Source organism: Pseudomonas sp. LS_2, from assembly GCF_042709235.1.
Lineage (GTDB): Bacteria > Pseudomonadota > Gammaproteobacteria > Pseudomonadales > Pseudomonadaceae > Aquipseudomonas.
Window position 1 is genome coordinate 1 of record NZ_JAVAYC010000025.1, and the last position, 17,198, is coordinate 17,198.

Here is a 17,198-nt window from a genome sequence, read left to right on the forward strand (position 1 = left end):
ATGGGTGCGGGTAGCGCACGCCAGTCCACCACCAGGCACAAGGCGCTCAGCGCACGCCCTTGGTGCTGCCCCAGAACGGTGGGGCTCAAGTCGCGTCGATAGAGTGCCTGGGTGGCGCCAAGCGCCTCGGCGTGGTCGGCCTGTTCCAGGGTCTGTCGGGCAAGTCCGGGTAGCATCGCCTGGGGCAGGGTGAAGTGGGGCTGGGTGGGGTGCGGGCTGAAGTAACCGGCTTTGCGTACGCGCTGCCAGAGCTGCTGCCATTGGCTTGGGCCGGCGACTGACGCCAGCTCACTGGCCAGCCTGAGCAACTGTGTTTGGGAAAGTTGCGTGCTGTCGAGCGCGAGGCTTGAAGTGCAGGCAAGAGCCAGCAGGCTGGCGATAAGAGGGCGTTTGAACATGGTTGGGCTCCGGATGGCAAGGAACCCAATGCTTTCAGGCGTTGGGGAGGGCGCTCAGCAGGAAATGCAGCGCCTCCACGTGGTGCGTTGTATCATTGCGGCGGCTCGTCGCGAGCCTTCTGCCCCCTGATGTCGCAAGGAACCTTCGATGACCCATATGCAACGCTTCAAGTACTCGATCCTGATCATCGTCCTGATGATGGGCGTGATGTTTGGCCTGAGCTACCTGCAAAAGCAAGGAACGATCAGCGAGCAGACGTTCCAGTACCTGGCGATCGGCATTGCCGTGGTGGTCGTGGTGATCAACGGCATCCTGCGGCGCAAGGTAAAGAGCTGAGCCAACGCGGCCGACCTTATCGGGTCGGCCAGTCTGTCAGCGGCTGGCACTCTGCTCCAGCACTGCACGGGCTTGTGGCTGGAGGCTGTAGCACTTGTCGCTGCCCAGGCTGATGACGCCCTCGATGCACAGCCGCTTGAGCACTTCACGCACGCTCAGGAACGACAGCGGAATATCCAACTGCTCCAGCTGTGCGTGCACACCTCGCACGCCAATGCTGCGCCCACTGCGGTCCGCGTTGTGCAAGGCATCTATGACCTTCAGGCGAATCAGGCTGGTGCGCAGGCCGTAGGCGCGCAGCAGCTCGCGAATCTGTTCGTTGCCGACTCGTTCCTCACCACCAGAGACCGCTGCCGAAGGCTCCTTGCCCTGGTTGCGCCCGCTCTGCAGCGATGGTTGCGGGTTGTACATGTGAACGCTCCTTTTCGTGGGCTGTCCCGAAATCATGAGGTAACTCATTACCTAGGACGAATGAGCGCGGCAAAACTGCAGGGTCTGGGTGAAAAAAATCTGCCGCGTCTCTTTCAAGACGTTACAGAGGTGCCCGTACCGTAAAATTTTCGATCAGTCAGCGACCGTGGCGGCCCATTTACGCGAGCAAGGTGGCGGGAGGAACGCGAGGCGCTGTGAAACGCCCCGGTTTTCAGGAGAATTCGAACGGGGCTAGCTGAAAACCCTGTTCGTCGACTTGCAGAGCCCAGCCGCGGCGGTCCCAGTCACCCAACACGATGCGCCGCGCCGGTTGTTCGCCGAGCACCAGCTTGTGGATCGCCGGGCGATGGGTATGGCCATGCACCAGGGTACGAACACCATGCTCTGCCATCACCTTGGGCACTTCCTCAGGGGTGACGTCGACGATCTCGGTGTTCTTCATGCGCGTCTGTGCCTGGCTTTCGCTGCGCAGCTTGCGCGCCAGCTTCTGGCGGGTGGCCAGCGGCAGGTGGCGAAGCACCCACAGGGTAAGCGGGTTGCGCAGGTAGCGGCGCAGCTTCATGTAGGCCACATCGCGTGTGCACAGGGTGTCGCCGTGCATCAACAAGACCGGCTCGCCGCCGAGTTCGACCACGCTCGGGTCTGCCAGCAAGGTACAGCCAGCGGCCTTGCAAAAGCGCTGGCCGATCAGGAAGTCGCGGTTGCCGTGCATCACGTACACCGCCGTACCGCTGTCCGAAAGCTGGCGCAGGGCCTGGCAGATAGACTGCTGGAACGGCGTCATGGCGTCGTCGCCGATCCAGGCTTCGAAGAAGTCGCCCAGGATATACAGCGCCGTGGCATGCCGTGCACGCCCTTCGAGCAGATCAAGAAACGCCCGGGTAATGTCCGGGCGTTCTTCTTGCAGGTGCAGATCGGAGATCAGCAGTATCACTCAACGATCTCGGCTTTCTCGATGATCACGTCGTCCTTCGGTACGTCCTGGTGGCCAGCCTTGGAGCCGGTGGCGACCTTTTCGATGGCGTCGACCACTTCGCGGCCCTCGATCACTTCGCCGAACACCGCGTAGCCCCAGCCCTGCACGTTCTTGCCGCTGTGGTTGAGGAAATCGTTGTCGGAGGCGTTGATGAAGAACTGCGCCGAAGCGGAGTGCGGCTCCATGGTGCGCGCCATGGCGATGCTGTACTTCTTGTTCTTCAGGCCGTTGTCAGCTTCGTTCTGGATGCTGGCGCGGGTTTTCTTCTGGCTCATGCTGGCTTCGAAACCGCCGCCCTGGATCATGAAGCCCTTGATGACGCGGTGGAACACGGTGCCGTTGTAGTGGCCGTCCTTGACGTACTGAACGAAGTTTTCAGTGGTCAGCGGCGCTTTCTCGGCATCCAGCTGCAGGATGATGTCGCCGTGGTTGGTGCTCAGTTTGACTTTGGACATGCTGAAATTCGCTCTTTCAATGCAAACGGAAATAGGGCGCAGGTCGCGTGGCGCCACCTTGCGCAAGGCTTGGCGGGGGCGACGAAGGGCGCGCGGCGGTGATTGTGCCCGAAGGCGATGAAGCACTGCGATAAATCGCGCCAGTTTGTCGGTGCCCGGCTGTCAGCAGCTTGACTGCTTCGGCTATGATAGGCCCTTTGATTCAATCGGCCTACCCAGACCGAATACCTGCATTCAAGGATCCTATGAGCAAGCCCACCGACAACGCGCCCAACGCCGCTGCCAAAGGCGCCCCCGCCGTCCCTGCGAACTTCTTGCGGCCGATCGTCCAGGCTGACCTGGACTCGGGCAAGCACAGCCGCATCGTCACCCGCTTCCCTCCGGAGCCCAACGGTTACCTGCACATCGGCCATGCCAAGTCGATCTGCGTGAACTTCGGCCTGGCCCAGGAGTTCGGCGGCGCCTGTCACCTGCGTTTCGACGACACCAACCCGGCCAAGGAAGACCAGGAATACATCGACTCGATCCAGCGTGACGTCAAATGGCTGGGCTTCGAGTGGGCGGGCCCGGTGCGCTATGCCTCGGACTACTTCGACCAGCTGCACGATTGGGCGGTGGCGCTGATCAAGTCGGGCAATGCCTACGTCTGCGACCTGAGCCCCGAGCAGGCCAGGGAATACCGTGGCAGCCTGACCGAAGCAGGCCGCAACAGCCCGTTCCGCGAGCGCAGCGTCGAAGAGAACCTGGACCTGTTCGCCCGCATGAAGGCCGGCGAGTTCAAGGATGGCGAGCGCGTGCTGCGGGCCAAGATCGACATGGCCTCGCCAAACATGAACCTGCGCGATCCGATCCTGTACCGCATCCGTCATGCCCACCACCACCAGACCGGTGACAAGTGGTGCATCTACCCCAACTACGACTTTACCCACGGCCAGTCCGATGCCATCGAAGGCATCACCCACTCCATCTGCACCCTGGAGTTCGAAAGCCACCGCCCGCTTTACGACTGGTTCCTCGACAAGCTGCCGGTGCCGGCGCACCCGCGCCAGTACGAGTTCAGCCGCCTGAACCTGAACTACACCATCACCTCCAAGCGCAAGCTCAAGCAACTGGTGGACGAAGGTCACGTACAGGCCTGGGACGACCCCCGCATGTCGACCCTGTCGGGCTATCGCCGCCGCGGCTATACCCCGGCATCGATCCGCAACTTCTGTGAGATGATCGGCACCAACCGTTCCGACGGCGTGGTCGACATGGCGATGCTCGAGTTCAGCATCCGTGACGACCTCGACCGCACTGCGCCGCGTGCCATGTGCGTACTGCGTCCGCTGAAGGTGGTGATCACCAACTACCCCGAGGGTCAGGTCGAGCAGCTCGAGCTGCCGCGCCACCCGAAGGAAGACATGGGCGTGCGCGTGCTGCCGTTCGCCCGTGAGCTGTACATCGACCGCGACGACTTCATGGAAGAGCCGCCCAAGGGCTACAAGCGCCTTGAGCCCAACGGCGAAGTGCGCCTGCGCGGCAGCTACGTGATCCGCGCCGATGAGGCGATCAAGGATGCCGACGGCAATATCGTCGAGCTGCGCTGCTCGTACGATGCCGACACCCTGGGCAAGAACCCCGAGGGGCGCAAGGTCAAGGGCGTGATCCACTGGGTGCCGGCCGAAGGCAGCGTGGAGTGCGAGGTGCGTCTGTACGATCGCCTGTTCCGCTCGCCGAACCCGGAGAAAACCGAGGAGGACGGCAGCTTCCTGGATAACATCAATCCCGAGTCGCTTCAGGTGCTGACGGGTTGTCGTGCCGAGCCTTCGCTGGGCCAGGCCCAGCCTGAAGACCGCTTCCAGTTCGAGCGCGAAGGCTACTTCTGCGCCGACCTGAAGGACAGCCAGCCAGGTCGTCCGGTGTTCAACCGCACCGTGACTCTGCGCGATTCGTGGGGCAGCTAAGGAATCCTCGTGCTTACTATCTACAACACCCTGAGCAAGACCAAGGAAGTCTTCAAACCGCTCGATGGCAACAAGGTGCGCATGTACGTGTGCGGCATGACCGTGTACGACTACTGCCACCTAGGCCACGGCCGCAGCATGGTGGCCTTCGACCTGGTCACCCGCTGGCTGCGCAAGAGCGGCTATGACCTGACCTACGTGCGCAACATCACCGACATCGACGACAAGATCATCAACCGGGCCAATGAGAACGGCGAGTCGTTCGACGCGCTGACCGCTCGCATGATCGACGCGATGCGCGAAGACGAGCGCCGCCTGAACATCCTCAAGCCCGACCAGGAGCCGCGTGCCACCGATCATATCGCCGGCATGCACGCGATGATCCAGACCCTGATCGACAAGGGTTATGCCTACGCGCCCGGCAACGGCGACGTGTACTACCGGGTCGGCAAGTTCGTCGGCTATGGCAAGCTGTCGCGCAAGAAGATCGAAGACCTGCGCATCGGTGCGCGCATCGAGGTCGACGAAGCCAAGCAGGACCCGCTCGACTTCGTGCTGTGGAAAGGCGTCAAGCCGGGCGAGCCCTACTGGGATTCGCCGTGGGGCCCGGGCCGTCCGGGCTGGCATATCGAATGCTCGGTGATGTCCACCTGCTGCCTGGGCGAGAGCTTCGATATCCATGGCGGCGGCAGCGACCTGGAGTTCCCGCACCACGAGAACGAGATCGCCCAGAGCGAGGCAGCCACCGGCAAGCCCTACGCCAACGCCTGGATGCACTGCGGCATGATCCGCATCAATGGCGAGAAGATGTCCAAGTCGTTGAACAACTTCTTCACCATTCGCGACGTGCTCGACAAGTACCACCCGGAGGTGGTGCGCTACCTCCTGGTGGCCAGCCACTACCGCAGCGCCATCAACTATTCCGAAGACAGCCTGCGCGATGCCAAGGGGGCGCTGGAGCGTTTCTACCACGCCCTGCGCGGCCTGCCGCGGGTTGCAGCCAAGGGCGGCGAGGCGTTCGTCGAGCGTTTCGGCGTGGCGATGAACGATGACTTCGGCACCCCCGAAGCCTGTGCCGTGCTGTTCGATCTGGTGCGCGAGATCAACCGCTTGCGCGACAGCGACCCTGAAGCCGCTGCTGGCCTGGCTGGCCGTTTGCGCGAGCTGGGCGATGTGCTGGGCGTGCTGCAACTGGAGGCCGATGACTTCCTGCGTGCCGGTGCCGAAGGCAAGGTCGATGCGGCCCAGGTCGAGGCCTTGATCCAGGCACGCTTGCAGGCGCGTACGGACAAGAACTGGGCTGAATCCGACCGCATTCGCGACCAGCTCACGGCCATGGGCGTGGTGCTGGAAGACAGCAAGGGCACCACTACCTGGCGCTTGGCTGATTGATTGAGGGGGGGCCGCACAGCGGCCCCTTTCTTTATTTGCTTGAGCCTGCCAAAGGGCAATGCAGCATAAGTTTCGCCCCACCCAGCTCGCTACTTCCCACCTCGACCCGGAACCCATGCAGGTCGACGATCGCGGCGACGATCGACAAGCCAAGCCCGAACCCTGCATGTCGGTGCCCCTCCTCACTGCGGTAGAAGCGTTTCAACACCGCCTCACGCTCCGCTTCGGGAATGCCTGGCCCACTGTCTTCCACCGAAATGTGCAAGCCGCTGTCGTCGTATTCGGCCAGCACACGCACCTGGCCGTGTTCGGGCGTGAACTTGATGGCATTGCCCACCAGGTTGGCCAATGCCTCGAACAACAGTTCCCGGTCGCCATGCAGTGCAGGTAGTTGTGCAGGTTGTTCCAGCGTCAGGTGTATCGCGCCGTCTTCGGCCAAGGGCAGGTAGAAGTCGTGCAATTCCACCAGCAAGGCATGTGGGTCGAGCTCGACGAACCCCGCGCGCCGTTGACGATCTTCCAGCTCGCTGATGCGCAGCAAACCGCGAAAGCGCGCCATCAATGTGTCGGTGTCAGCGATGGCTTGGTCCATGGCCTCGGCCTGTGGCGAGTTCGTACCGCTCTGCTGGCGAATGCGATACAGCTGCGCGCGCAGGCGCGTCAGGGGGGTGCGCAGGTCGTGGGCGATGTTGTCGCACACGCCCTTGACCTCATGCATCAGGCGCTCGATGCGGTCGAGCATGGCATTGACGATGTCGGCGAGCATATCCAGCTCGTCGCGCCGGCTCGACAGCGGCAGGCGGTGGGTGAGGTCGCCGGCGACGATCAGTTCGGCACTGGCCTGCACCGCGCGTATACGCTTGAGCGGCCGGCGACGCAGCAGGTACCAACCGGCGAAGCCCGGGATCAGGGTCAGGGAAATGCCCCAGAGCAGGGCATGCAGGATGATGCGGGTGACCACGAACAACGAGCCGTTGTCGCGCACCAGCACCAGCCAGCGACCATCGGGTATGTTGATGGCCACGGCGTCGCAGCTGTCACGCGGCAGGTGGGGGTCGTCGGCATCCAGGCAGCGCTTGAGTTCGTGTATCTTGCCGTCCAGGCCCAGTTCCGGCGGAATCGCACGAATTCGTCCGCCCAGCGGGTTGAGCTGGCGGTCGAACAAACCATAGGCATCGAAGCCGCGCTCTTCGAAGGCTTGGCTGGCGATCAGCGCGTCGTCGAGCTGCTTGCCGGTCATGTGGGAGAACAAGTGTTGACGCTGCAACATGGAATGGCGGGTGAACTTGTTCAGGTAGCTGGACACCTCGAAGTACAGCACCCCCATGAGGATGCTGCTCCAGGCCACGAACAGGAAGCTGTACAGCGCCAGCAGGCGGCTGGTCGAGGAGCTCCAGCCCTTAGACGGGTTCGGCAATGGCATAGCCCGAGCCCCGCACGGTACGGATCAACGGGGACTGGCCCGGTGCGTCGATCTTCTTGCGCAGGCGGCCGATGTGCACGTCGATCAGGTTGGTGCCAGGGTCGAAGTGGTAGCCCCAGACCTCCTCGAAGATCATCATCCGGGTAATCACCTGGCCCGCGTGGCGCATCAGGTATTCCAGCAGCTTGTACTCGGTGGGCAGCAGGTTGAGGCTGTTCTCACCGCGTCGCGCTTCGTGGCTGATCAGGTCCAGCTCGAGGTCGGCGACCTGCAGGCGGGTCTGGGTCATGGGCACGCTGTTGCGGCGCAGCAGCACCTCAACCCGTGCGGCCATCTCGTCGGAGGCGAACGGCTTGGTCAGGTAGTCGTCACCACCGGCACGCAGCCCACGCACGCGTTCGTCGACATCGGACAAGGCGCTGATCATCAGGATCGGCGTTGCGATCTTCAGGCTGCGCAGGGTGGTGACGATGGTAAGGCCGTCGACTTCCGGCAGCATGCGGTCCACGGTAATCAGGTCGTAGCCACCGGCGATGGCCTTGGCCAGGCCTTCGCGGCCATTGTCGGCCCAATCCACTTCCAGGCCATGGCTGGTGAGTTCGGCGACGATCTCCTGGGCGGTAACGGCATCGTCTTCAATGGTCAGTACGCGAGGCATGCTGGTTCCTGAGCGGCTTGGGGAGATTTGATTGTGCCAAAGAATAGCCAACCGGCGATTTAAGAAAAATTCATCTAGAGGATTCGTCGGGCTTGTCTTCGGTGGTGACTTGCTCGGAGGAAAACCAGTGCTGCAGGTTGAGGGGGCGTGTAGGGGCGGGCTTGCTCGCGAAAGGCCCAATGAAAACGGGGCATGCCACTGCTGGCATGCCCCGTTTTCATTGCAAAGCGAAGCCTCAGGCGACCTTGACGATCCAGCCAGCCGGGGCCTCGACGTCACCGCTCTGGATGCCGGTCAGCTCCTGATAGAGCTTCTGGGTAACCGGCCCGACCTTTTCCAGGTCGTGGAACACATGCAGCTTGCCGTTGTACTCGATACCGCCGATCGGCGTGATCACCGCCGCAGTACCGCAGGCGCCGGCCTCGATGAAGCGGTCGAGCTTGCTGATTTCCACATCGCCCTCGATCACGGTCAGGCCCAGGCGCGATTGCGCCAGTTCCATCAGCGACAGGCGGGTGATGCCGGGCAGCACCGACGCCGATTTCGGCGTGACGAACTCGTTGTTGGCCGTGATGCCGAAGAAGTTGGCCGAGCCGACTTCCTCGATCTTGCTGTGGGTCAGCGGGTCCAGGTAGATAGCGTCGGCGAAGTTGGCCTTCTTGGCTTCGGCGCCCGGCTGCAGGCTGGCGGCGTAGTTGCCACCAACCTTGGCCGCACCGGTGCCTTGAGGGGCGGCGCGGTCGAAGCTGGAGATCTGGAAGTTGTGCGGCTTCATCCCGCCCTTGAAGTACGAGCCGACCGGGATGGCGAAGATCGAGAAGATGAACTCGGGCGCGGTGCGCACGCCGATGTTGTCACCCGTGCCGATCACGAACGGACGCAGGTACAGGGCACCCTTGCCGTGCGGCGGAACGAACTTCTCGTTGGCCTTGACCACTTGCTTGCACGCTTCGACGAACACGTCGGTGGGCACTTGCGGCATCAGCAGGCGAGCGCAGCTGCGCTGCATGCGTGCGGCGTTCTGGTCGGGACGGAACAGGTTGATCGAGCCATCCTTGCAGCGGTAGGCCTTCAGGCCCTCGAAGCATTGCTGGCCATAGTGCAGGGCGGTGGAGCCTTCGCTGATGTGCAGTACGTTGTCTTCGGTCAGGGTGCCTTTGTCCCACTCGCCGTCGCGCCACACGGACAGGTAGCGCTTGTCGGTCTTGATGTAGTCGAAGCCCAGCTTGTCCCAGTTGATCTCGTTACTCATGACACCCTCTATTGTCTTGCCGAGGCCCGGTTGGTGGGCCTCCTTATATGCGCACCCCGCCACGATAAACCATCCGCCGAGGATCGGAAACGCCCAGTCACGAATTGGCGCCGACGCTCAACCGTCTATCTGCTGGCAGAAGCGCAAGCGGTTGCCGAACGGGTCCCACACCTGCATCTGCAAGCCCCAGTCGACTTCCTCTGCCTGCGGGCGCGCATAGCCGTATTGCTTGTCCAGCAACTCGCGCTCAAGGGCACGCAGGTCTTCGACGCGGGCGAACACGGTAGAGCCGGGCGAGGCATCGCCGTGGTGCTCGGACAGATGCAGCACCAGGCCGTCGCGGTGGATCTGTGCGTACAGCGGCAGGTCGGGAGAAAAACGGTGTTCCCAGTCGAGGGTGAAGCCGAGGAAGTCGAGGTAGAACTCCTTGGCCTTGTCGACCGAGAAAATACGCAAAACCGGAATGGCGGGGGCTAAGTGCATGGTTGCGTCCTGCAAGGGAGAGGAGAAGTAGGCACTGTAACGCAGCGAGCGCCAGCTGCGTAGGCACTGGAAAGGGGCATGATCTGGATGAGTTGGCCCGCAACCTGCTATGGCATTAGGTAAAGACTGATCGACTGGTCTGACCTGTCTGATTCTTTGGCTGAAGAATCAACCGGTACAGCGCTTTCAGACCACGGATTTCAAGGAATGCAGGATGTCGTTGGCAGAGCGGGCAGGGCAGGTGGATGAGCAGGCGGGCTGGAGCGCGCACTTGCAGCTGCGTTTCGTGCTGCGCGATGAGGTGACCCGTCTTGGTGCGCGTCGCCATTTCGGACCTCTTTTGGTGCAGAGGCCTTTTCACCCCGAAGGCGCGCCTTGCCATGTCTACATCCTGCATCCACCCGGCGGTATCGTCGCCGGAGACCGCCTGGAACTGGACATCCGCCTCGAACCCGGTAGCCACGCGCTGCTGACCATGCCCGGTGCCAGCAAGTTCTACCGCAGCATCGGCCTGACCGCGCGCCTCGAACAGCGTTTCCACCTGGCTACGGGAAGCACCCTGGAATGGCTGCCGCAAGACAGCATCTTCTTCGACGGTGCCCGTGCCAGCCTCGACAGCCGCTTCATCATCGAGCCTGGTGCACGCCTGCTAGCCTGGGAAACCTTGTGCCTGGGCCGCCCGGTAATGGCGGAACGCTTCGAGCATGGGACCCTGGACAGCCGCCTACGTATCGAGCTGCCAGGCGACCCGGGCCTGCACGAGCGGCTGCGCATCAACGGTGGCCAACTGGACAAACTTGGCGGCCACCCGCTGATCGCCACCTTTTGTGCGACACCGGCCGATCACTCGCTGCTGGAGCAGGTGCGCCAACTGCTCGCCGAACTGGACACGCCCGCCGGCGCCACCTTGCTCGGGCCGTTGCTGGTGATCCGCCTGCTCGACCACGACAACCAACACTTGCAACGCAACCTGCAGCGGCTTTGGCACCTGCTGCGCCCGGCCGTGCTCGGCCTGGCGCCATGCCCGCCGCGCATCTGGGCCACTTGAGAGAGCCGCGATGGAGCTGACCCCGAGAGAGAAAGACAAACTGTTGCTGTTCACCGCCGCGTTGCTGGCCGAACGGCGCCTGGCCCGTGGCCTGAAGCTCAACTACCCGGAGGCGGTGGCGCTGATCAGCGCCGCGGTGCTCGAAGGCGCGCGTGACGGCCGTACGGTGGCCGAGCTGATGAGCCTGGGCCGCGAGGTGCTGGGCCGCGACCAAGTGATGGACGGCGTGGCCGAGATGCTCCACGACGTCCAGGTCGAGGCCACGTTCCCGGACGGCACCAAGCTTGTGACCGTGCACGACCCCATCGTCTGAAGCGACCAGGAGATGCCCATGATTCCCGGAGAAATCCAGGTCGCCGACGGCGACATCGAACTCAACGCAGGCCGCGAAACGGTCAGCGTCAGCGTGGCCAACCACGGCGACCGCCCGGTGCAGGTCGGCTCGCACTACCACTTCTATGAGGTCAACGACGCCCTGGTGTTCGACCGCGAACCCAGCCGCGGCTACCGCCTGGACATCCCTGCCGGCACTGCCGTGCGCTTCGAACCGGGCCAGTCTCGCACCGTGCAGCTGGTGGCTTACGCCGGCAAGCGCGAGGTGTACGGCTTCCAGGGCAAGGTGATGGGCGCGCTGGAGGGCAAGGCATGAGCCGGATTTCCCGCAGGGCCTACGCCGACATGTTCGGCCCGACAGTGGGCGACCGCATGCGCCTGGCCGACACCGCACTGTGGGTGGAGGTCGAGAAGGACTTCACCATTTATGGCGAAGAGGTGAAGTTCGGCGGCGGCAAGGTTATCCGCGATGGCATGGGCCAGGGCCAGATGCTGGCGGCCGAGGCCATGGACCTGGTGCTGACCAATGCCGTCATCATCGACCATTGGGGCATCGTCAAGGCCGATATCGGCGTCAAGCACGGGCGTATCGCGGCCATCGGCAAGGCCGGCAACCCCGATGTGCAGCCAGGGGTGAACGTGCCCGTCGGGCCGGGCACCGAGGTGATTGCCGCCGAAGGCAAGATCGTTACCGCTGGCGGCATCGACTCGCACATCCACTTCATTTGCCCGCAGCAGGTCGAGGAAGCGCTGACCAGCGGTGTCACCACCTTCATCGGCGGCGGCACGGGGCCGGCTACCGGCACCAACGCCACCACCTGTACCCCCGGCCCCTGGTACCTGGCGCGCATGCTTCAGGCCGCCGACAGCCTGCCGATCAACATCGGCCTGCTGGGCAAAGGCAATGCCTCGCGCCCCGAAGCCCTGCGCGAGCAGATCGCCGCCGGGGCCGTGGGCCTGAAGCTGCACGAGGACTGGGGCTCGACCCCGGCGGCCATCGACTGCTGCCTGGGCGTGGCCGAGGAGATGGACATCCAGGTGGCGATCCACACCGACACGCTCAACGAGTCCGGGTGCATCGAGGACACCCTGGCGGCCATCGGTGATCGCACCATCCATACCTTCCACACCGAAGGGGCGGGCGGGGGCCATGCGCCGGACATCATCCGCGCGGCAGGGCAGGCCAATGTGCTGCCGTCCTCGACCAACCCGACCCTGCCGTACACCATCAATACCGTCGACGAGCACCTGGACATGCTCATGGTCTGCCACCATCTCGACCCGAGCATCGCCGAGGACGTGGCCTTCGCCGAGTCGCGCATCCGCCGCGAGACCATCGCCGCCGAGGACATCCTCCACGACATGGGCGCGTTTTCCATGACGTCCTCCGATTCCCAGGCCATGGGCCGGGTCGGCGAGGTGGTGCTGCGCACCTGGCAGGTGGCGCACCAGATGAAGGTGCGCCGTGGGCCGTTGGCACCAGACAGCGACTATAGCGACAACTTCCGGGTCAAGCGCTACATCGCCAAGTACACGATGAACCCGGCGCTGACCCATGGTATCGCCCACGAGGTCGGCTCGATCGAGGTCGGCAAGCTGGCGGACCTGGTGCTGTGGTCGCCGGCGTTCTTCGCGGTCAAGCCAGCGCTGGTGGTCAAGGGCGGGATGATCGTCACCGCGCCCATGGGCGATATCAATGGCTCCATTCCTACGCCTCAGCCGGTGCACTACCGCCCGATGTTCGGCGCCCTGGGCGCCGCGCGCCACGCCACCCGCATGACCTTCCTGTCCCAGGCCGCCATGGACCGCGGCCTGGCCGAGGAACTGGGCTTGCGCAGCCTGATAGGGGTAGCCCAGGGCTGCCGCCGCGTGCGCAAGGCCGACATGGTCCACAACACCTTGCAACCGGTGATCGAAGTCGACGCCCAGACCTACCAGGTGCGTGCCGACGGCGAATTGCTGGTGTGCGAGCCGGCCAGCGAACTGCCGCTGGCCCAGCGTTATTTCCTGTTCTGAAGGAGCAAGCATGATTGTCCTGACCCGACGCGTTGCCCAAGCGCCAACGACCACCGGCACCGTCACCCTGGATGTGGACAGCCGCATCAAGAGCCGTTTGCGTGTGACCCTCGACGATGGTCGCGAAGCCGGCCTGATGCTCGAACGCGGGCACCTGCTGCGCGGCGGCGAGCTGCTGGCCGATGCCGATGGTCTGCACAGGGTGCAGGTGATCGCCGCGCCCGAGGCGGTGTCCACGGTGCGCTGCGCCGACCCGCTGTTGCTGGCACGCGCGGCCTATCACCTGGGCAACCGCCACGTCCCGTTGCAGATCGAGACGGGTCTGTTGCGCTACCAGCATGACCATGTGCTGGACGAGATGGTGCGCGGCCTGGGCCTGGACGTGCAGGCCGAGCGCGCACCGTTCGAGCCCGAGGCCGGTGCCTACCAGAGCGCCCCTCACGGCCACAGCCATGATCATCCCTTTGTCCGCCTGCCGGCCCATTCCTGAACTGCCTAGGAGCACCCCCATGAAGAAAACCCTCGCCCTTGTCCTGCTGATGGCGGCCTTGCCAGCCTTCGCCCACCCCGGGCACGACAGCAACCCCTTGCAGGATGGTCTGCTGCACCCGCTGACTGGCCTTGACCACCTGTTGATGCTGCTGGGCACCGGCGTGCTGGCAGCGCTGACCCGACGCAACCTCAGCCTGCCGTTGGCGACCCTAGGCGCGATGTTCGGTGGCGCTGTGCTGGGCCATCTGTTCGGCGGCATGGTGGGCCTGGAAACCCTGATCCTGACGTCGTTGGTGGTGGCTGCGGTCGCGTTGCTGCTACCCCACCGTCAACTGCTGCTGGCGCTGGCGATGCCGGTGTTCGCGCTGTTCCACGGCTGGGCCCATGGCGTGGAAGCCACCCCTAGCGCGTTCTGGCAGTTCAGTGCTGGTTTCGTAACCGTCAGCGGCCTGCTGCTGGTGGCCGGTTTCGGCGCAGGTTGCCTGCTGCGCCGCCACGCCGGGCTGCAGAAGGCCTTTGGCGGCGGGCTGTTGGCTGGCGCCGCCTACGTGCTGGCCGGCTGATGAGCCGTGACCTGGCGCTGTTGCGCCTGCTGCAACTGGCAAGCCCAGGCTTGCCGGTGGGTGGCTTTACCTATTCCCAAGGCCTGGAGTGGGCCGTGGAAGCCGGCTGGGTGCGTGACACCGCAGGCTTTTGCGCCTGGCAGCGCGAGCAGTTGCACGACACCCTGGGCTGCCTTGACTGGCCCGTGCTGGCGCGCCTCTACCAGGCCTGCCAAGCCGACGATGCCGAGGCCTTCGCACGCTGGAGCCAGTTCCTGCTGGCCAACCGCGAAACGGCCGAGCTGCGCCTGGAAGAACGCCAGCGTGGCAGCGCCCTGGCGCGTCTGCTCGACGGCTGGCAACTGGGTCAGGCACCGGCCTGGCGCACCAGCCTGGAACTCTCCCAACTGGGCGGCATGGCCTGGCTCGGCGCGCACTGGGCGATTCCCTTGCGCGACCTGGCGCTGGGCCACGGCTTCGCCTGGCTGGAGGGCGCGGTGATGGCCGGGGTCAAGTTGGTGCCTTTTGGCCAGCAAGCCGCCCAGACCCTGCTGCGCGACCTCGGCGCCGAGTTGCCCGAGGTGCTCGACCAGGCCTTGGCGATGCGTGACGACCAGCTCGGCGGTGGGCTGCCGCTGCTGGCTATCGCCTCGTCGCGCCATGAAACCCAATACACCCGTTTGTTCCGATCCTGAGGACTGCCCCATGCAAAGCTATCAGCAACCCCTGCGCGTCGGTGTCGGCGGCCCGGTCGGCTCTGGCAAGACCGCGCTGCTCGAAGCCCTGTGCAAGGCCATGCGCGACCACTACCAGATCGCCGTGGTCACCAACGACATCTACACCAAGGAAGACCAGCGCATCCTTACCGAAGCCGGTGCGCTGGAACCCGAGCGTATCGTCGGCGTGGAGACTGGCGGCTGCCCGCACACGGCCATTCGCGAGGATGCCTCGATGAACCTGGCTGCAGTCGAGGAGCTGGCGCGCAAATTCGGCAATCTGGAGGTGATCTTCGTCGAGAGCGGCGGCGACAACCTCAGCGCCACCTTCAGTCCGGAGCTGGCCGACCTGACCATCTACGTGATCGACGTCGCCGAGGGCGAGAAGATCCCGCGCAAGGGTGGGCCGGGCATCACCAAGTCGGATTTCCTGGTGATCAACAAGACCGACCTTGCGCCCTACGTGGGTGCTTCGCTGGAGGTCATGGAGCGCGACACTCAGCGCATGCGCCCGGAGCGCCCTTGGACCTTCAGTAACCTGAAGAAGGGCGAGGGGTTGCAGGCGGTGATCGATTTCATTGTCGACCGGGGGATGCTCGGCGTAAGAGGCTGAATCCAGGGCTAGGAGGGTGTTGTAGGGCCTTTCGCTAAATACCCTGAGAATGGTCGCTCCCGGCTCTTTCCAGTGCACCCCAGGATGCGCCGCGCCTAATCTTGGCGCGACCGCTTGGGGTCACTGGAGAACTTCATGAACGTGAGAAACACCTTGTTCGGCGCAGCCCTCGGGTTGTCCGCCGTTGTACAGGCCAGCGAAGAGCAGGCCTTTCGCATAGACGTGCCGGTCGGCAAGCCGACCATGGTGCATCAACTGACCTACCAGGTGATGTACAGCGAGAAGCCCTTCGAGCTGGCGACCATCTACTACTTCGACAATGGCATCTACAAGATCGTCTCGCCGGGTGAGGACCATTACGGGGTATACCTGGTGGAGGGGGCTGTCAGCGACCCGGTCTATCGGGTCAGCTACCTGTCGTTGCCTTCGGCGGACTGGGGCGACAACGTCGCCAAGCACGACCTGACGTTCGACAACCAGCGGCAGGTGTTCCAGCAGCAGGCCATCACCCACGCCGACCAAGCCATCCCACCGCAACACGGCACTTTCATCGAGTTGCCGAACACCATCGCGGACCCTGCCCAGATCACCTGGCAGCAGCCTTGAAGCGTCTGCGATTCCCCGTGCGGCAGAGAACAAGCTCCAAGTACGCGGGTTTGGGAGCCGCCCCGGCACCCTCATGAAAAATATGGACAAGGCATAGGCAAATGCTGGCCTTGGCGCCACGACTTCAGGGGGGCGCTAAGGTAAGGTGTAGGAACCCCCTGAGGAGGTGCCCCTTGGCTTCCTACACCTTGCGTCAACTCAAGTACTTCGTGACTACGGTCGAGGCCGGCAGCGTCGCCGAAGCCTCGCGCCAGCTGTATATCGCCCAGCCATCGATCTCCACGGCAATCAAAAGCCTTGAAGAGAGCTTCGGCGTGCAGTTGTTCATTCGCCACCACGCCCAAGGCGTGTCGCTGACCCCCAGCGGCAAGCGCTTCTATGCCAAGACCAAGTCGCTGTTGCAGATGGCCCACGAATTCGAGCAGAACGCCCTGGCCGATAACGACACGGTGGCCGGGCAAATCGACATCGGCTGCTTCGAAACTGTCGCGCCCTTGTACCTGCCACGCCTGATCGCCGGTTTTCGTGAGCGTTACCCCGGGGTGGACATCTGCCTGCGCGACGGCGAACAGCAGGAACTGGTCCAGGGTTTGACGGCGGGTACCTTCGACTTGGCTTTCCTCTATGACCACGACCTGGACGGCACCATCGAGGCCGAACCCTTGATGCCGGCACAAAAGCCCTACGTCCTGTTGCCGGAGAAGCATCGGTTTGCCGGGCAGGCCCAGGTATCGCTGCGCGACCTGTGCCCCGAGCCGATGATCCTGCTGGACGTGGCGCCGAGCCGCACCTACTTCGTCAGCTTGTTCAACGAGCTGGGGCTGACGCCGAACATCGTCTTCAGCTCACCGTCGATCGAGATGGTGCGTGGCATGGTCGGGCAGGGCTTCGGCTTTTCGCTACTGGTGACCCGGCCGCACTCGCAGTACTCCTACGATGGCAAGCGCCTGGTGATGGTCGATATCGCCGAACCGGTGGCCCTTTCGGGCCTCGCGGCGGCGCACCTTAAGCGGGTGCAGTTGACCAAGCCGGCGCAGCTGTTCGTGGCGTTCTGCCGCGAAGAGCTGGCGCGGCTTTAGG

General features: G+C 63.9%; 21 protein-coding genes. 13 read left to right on the forward strand and 8 right to left on the reverse strand.

The genetic code is table 11. The annotated features are described in order from the left end of the window. Nucleotides 1-398: hypothetical protein (locus RAC97_RS19450; RefSeq protein WP_379671502.1), on the reverse strand; the 398-nt coding region annotated here is incomplete at its 3' end. 148 nt (nt 399-546) lie between these two features. Here RAC97_RS19450 and RAC97_RS19455 point away from each other — a divergent pair. Beyond that, nucleotides 547-735 carry a hypothetical protein gene (locus RAC97_RS19455; RefSeq protein WP_375101249.1) on the forward strand — a complete coding sequence of 63 codons (189 nt, stop codon included), beginning with the start codon at nt 547-549 and terminating at the stop codon, nt 733-735. A gap of 36 nt (nt 736-771) precedes the next feature. Here the strand turns inward: RAC97_RS19455 and RAC97_RS19460 are convergent, their stop codons facing one another. The 3 genes from RAC97_RS19460 to RAC97_RS19470 all read right to left on the reverse strand — a co-directional run bounded on the left by RAC97_RS19460 (nt 772) and on the right by RAC97_RS19470 (nt 2,598). Further along, entirely contained in the window at nt 772-1,146 is a 375-nt protein-coding gene (locus RAC97_RS19460; protein WP_375101250.1) for a fe2+ zn2+ uptake regulation protein, read from the reverse strand. 232 nt (nt 1,147-1,378) lie between these two features. Continuing rightward, on the reverse strand, nt 1,379-2,101 hold the full coding sequence (locus RAC97_RS19465; RefSeq protein WP_375101251.1) for a UDP-2,3-diacylglucosamine diphosphatase: 723 nt from the start codon (nt 2,099-2,101) through the stop codon (nt 1,379-1,381). Then, nucleotides 2,098-2,598 carry a peptidylprolyl isomerase gene (locus RAC97_RS19470; RefSeq protein ID WP_375101252.1) on the reverse strand — a complete coding sequence of 167 codons (501 nt, stop codon included), beginning with the start codon at nt 2,596-2,598 and terminating at the stop codon, nt 2,098-2,100. Before RAC97_RS19470 ends, RAC97_RS19465 begins: the two co-directional genes overlap by 4 nt. 245 nt (nt 2,599-2,843) lie before the next feature. Here RAC97_RS19470 and RAC97_RS19475 point away from each other — a divergent pair, with 245 nt between their 5' ends. Both RAC97_RS19475 and cysS read left to right on the forward strand, forming a co-directional pair. Continuing rightward, on the forward strand, nt 2,844-4,544 hold the full coding sequence (locus RAC97_RS19475; RefSeq protein WP_375101253.1) for a glutamine--tRNA ligase/YqeY domain fusion protein: 1,701 nt from the start codon (nt 2,844-2,846) through the stop codon (nt 4,542-4,544). A gap of 9 nt (nt 4,545-4,553) precedes the next feature. Beyond that, nucleotides 4,554-5,936 (forward strand): cysteine--tRNA ligase, encoded by a 1,383-nt coding sequence (gene cysS / locus RAC97_RS19480; protein WP_375101254.1) that lies wholly within the window; start codon nt 4,554-4,556, stop codon nt 5,934-5,936. 31 nt (nt 5,937-5,967) lie between these two features. On the opposite strand, the gene RAC97_RS19485 is transcribed toward cysS, so the two are convergent. The 4 genes from RAC97_RS19485 to RAC97_RS19500 all read right to left on the reverse strand — a co-directional run bounded on the left by RAC97_RS19485 (nt 5,968) and on the right by RAC97_RS19500 (nt 9,752). Continuing rightward, nucleotides 5,968-7,359 carry a sensor histidine kinase gene (locus tag RAC97_RS19485; protein ID WP_375101255.1) on the reverse strand — a complete coding sequence of 464 codons (1,392 nt, stop codon included), beginning with the start codon at nt 7,357-7,359 and terminating at the stop codon, nt 5,968-5,970. Next, on the reverse strand, nt 7,337-8,017 hold the full coding sequence (locus tag RAC97_RS19490) for a response regulator transcription factor (RefSeq protein ID WP_375101256.1): 681 nt from the start codon (nt 8,015-8,017) through the stop codon (nt 7,337-7,339). The genes RAC97_RS19485 and RAC97_RS19490 overlap by 23 nt, the downstream gene beginning before the upstream one ends. A gap of 235 nt (nt 8,018-8,252) precedes the next feature. Further along, a complete protein-coding gene (locus RAC97_RS19495; RefSeq protein WP_375101257.1) occupies nt 8,253-9,269 on the reverse strand; it encodes a branched-chain amino acid aminotransferase in 1,017 nt (338 codons plus the stop codon). Between the two features lie 117 nt (nt 9,270-9,386). Continuing rightward, complete coding sequence (locus tag RAC97_RS19500; protein ID WP_375101258.1) at nt 9,387-9,752, reverse strand: glyoxalase superfamily protein; 366 nt, start codon at nt 9,750-9,752, stop codon at nt 9,387-9,389. A 214-nt stretch (nt 9,753-9,966) separates the two neighbouring features. Between RAC97_RS19500 and RAC97_RS19505 the strand changes: the two genes are divergently transcribed. The 10 genes from RAC97_RS19505 (at nt 9,967) to RAC97_RS19550 (ending at nt 17,197) form a co-directional block, all read left to right on the forward strand. Next, nucleotides 9,967-10,800, forward strand: coding sequence for an urease accessory protein UreD (locus RAC97_RS19505; protein ID WP_375101259.1), 834 nt, complete (start codon nt 9,967-9,969; stop codon nt 10,798-10,800). 10 nt (nt 10,801-10,810) lie between these two features. Continuing rightward, nucleotides 10,811-11,113, forward strand: coding sequence for an urease subunit gamma (locus RAC97_RS19510; RefSeq protein WP_375101260.1), 303 nt, complete (start codon nt 10,811-10,813; stop codon nt 11,111-11,113). 18 nt (nt 11,114-11,131) lie between these two features. Further along, nucleotides 11,132-11,449 (forward strand): urease subunit beta, encoded by a 318-nt coding sequence (locus RAC97_RS19515; RefSeq protein ID WP_375101261.1) that lies wholly within the window; start codon nt 11,132-11,134, stop codon nt 11,447-11,449. Continuing rightward, nucleotides 11,446-13,149 carry an urease subunit alpha gene (gene ureC, locus RAC97_RS19520; RefSeq protein WP_375101262.1) on the forward strand — a complete coding sequence of 568 codons (1,704 nt, stop codon included), beginning with the start codon at nt 11,446-11,448 and terminating at the stop codon, nt 13,147-13,149. Before RAC97_RS19515 ends, ureC begins: the two co-directional genes overlap by 4 nt. 10 nt (nt 13,150-13,159) lie before the next feature. Continuing rightward, entirely contained in the window at nt 13,160-13,639 is a 480-nt protein-coding gene (gene ureE / locus RAC97_RS19525; protein ID WP_375101263.1) for an urease accessory protein UreE, read from the forward strand. A 19-nt stretch (nt 13,640-13,658) separates the two neighbouring features. Beyond that, the gene (locus RAC97_RS19530) at nt 13,659-14,204 is read left to right on the forward strand and encodes a HupE/UreJ family protein (protein ID WP_375101264.1); all 546 of its coding nucleotides are present in this window, start codon (nt 13,659-13,661) and stop codon (nt 14,202-14,204) included. Then, nucleotides 14,204-14,878 (forward strand): urease accessory protein UreF, encoded by a 675-nt coding sequence (locus tag RAC97_RS19535; protein WP_375101265.1) that lies wholly within the window; start codon nt 14,204-14,206, stop codon nt 14,876-14,878. The genes RAC97_RS19530 and RAC97_RS19535 overlap by 1 nt, the downstream gene beginning before the upstream one ends. Nucleotides 14,879-14,888: 10 nt before the next feature. Next, nucleotides 14,889-15,512: an urease accessory protein UreG gene (ureG, locus tag RAC97_RS19540; protein WP_375101266.1), complete on the forward strand. Its 624-nt coding sequence runs from the start codon at nt 14,889-14,891 to the stop codon at nt 15,510-15,512. A 135-nt stretch (nt 15,513-15,647) separates the two neighbouring features. Then, the gene (locus RAC97_RS19545) at nt 15,648-16,118 is read left to right on the forward strand and encodes a hypothetical protein (RefSeq protein WP_375101267.1); all 471 of its coding nucleotides are present in this window, start codon (nt 15,648-15,650) and stop codon (nt 16,116-16,118) included. A gap of 173 nt (nt 16,119-16,291) precedes the next feature. Continuing rightward, entirely contained in the window at nt 16,292-17,197 is a 906-nt protein-coding gene (locus RAC97_RS19550; protein WP_375101268.1) for a LysR family transcriptional regulator, read from the forward strand. Nucleotide 17,198 lies beyond the last annotated feature (1 nt).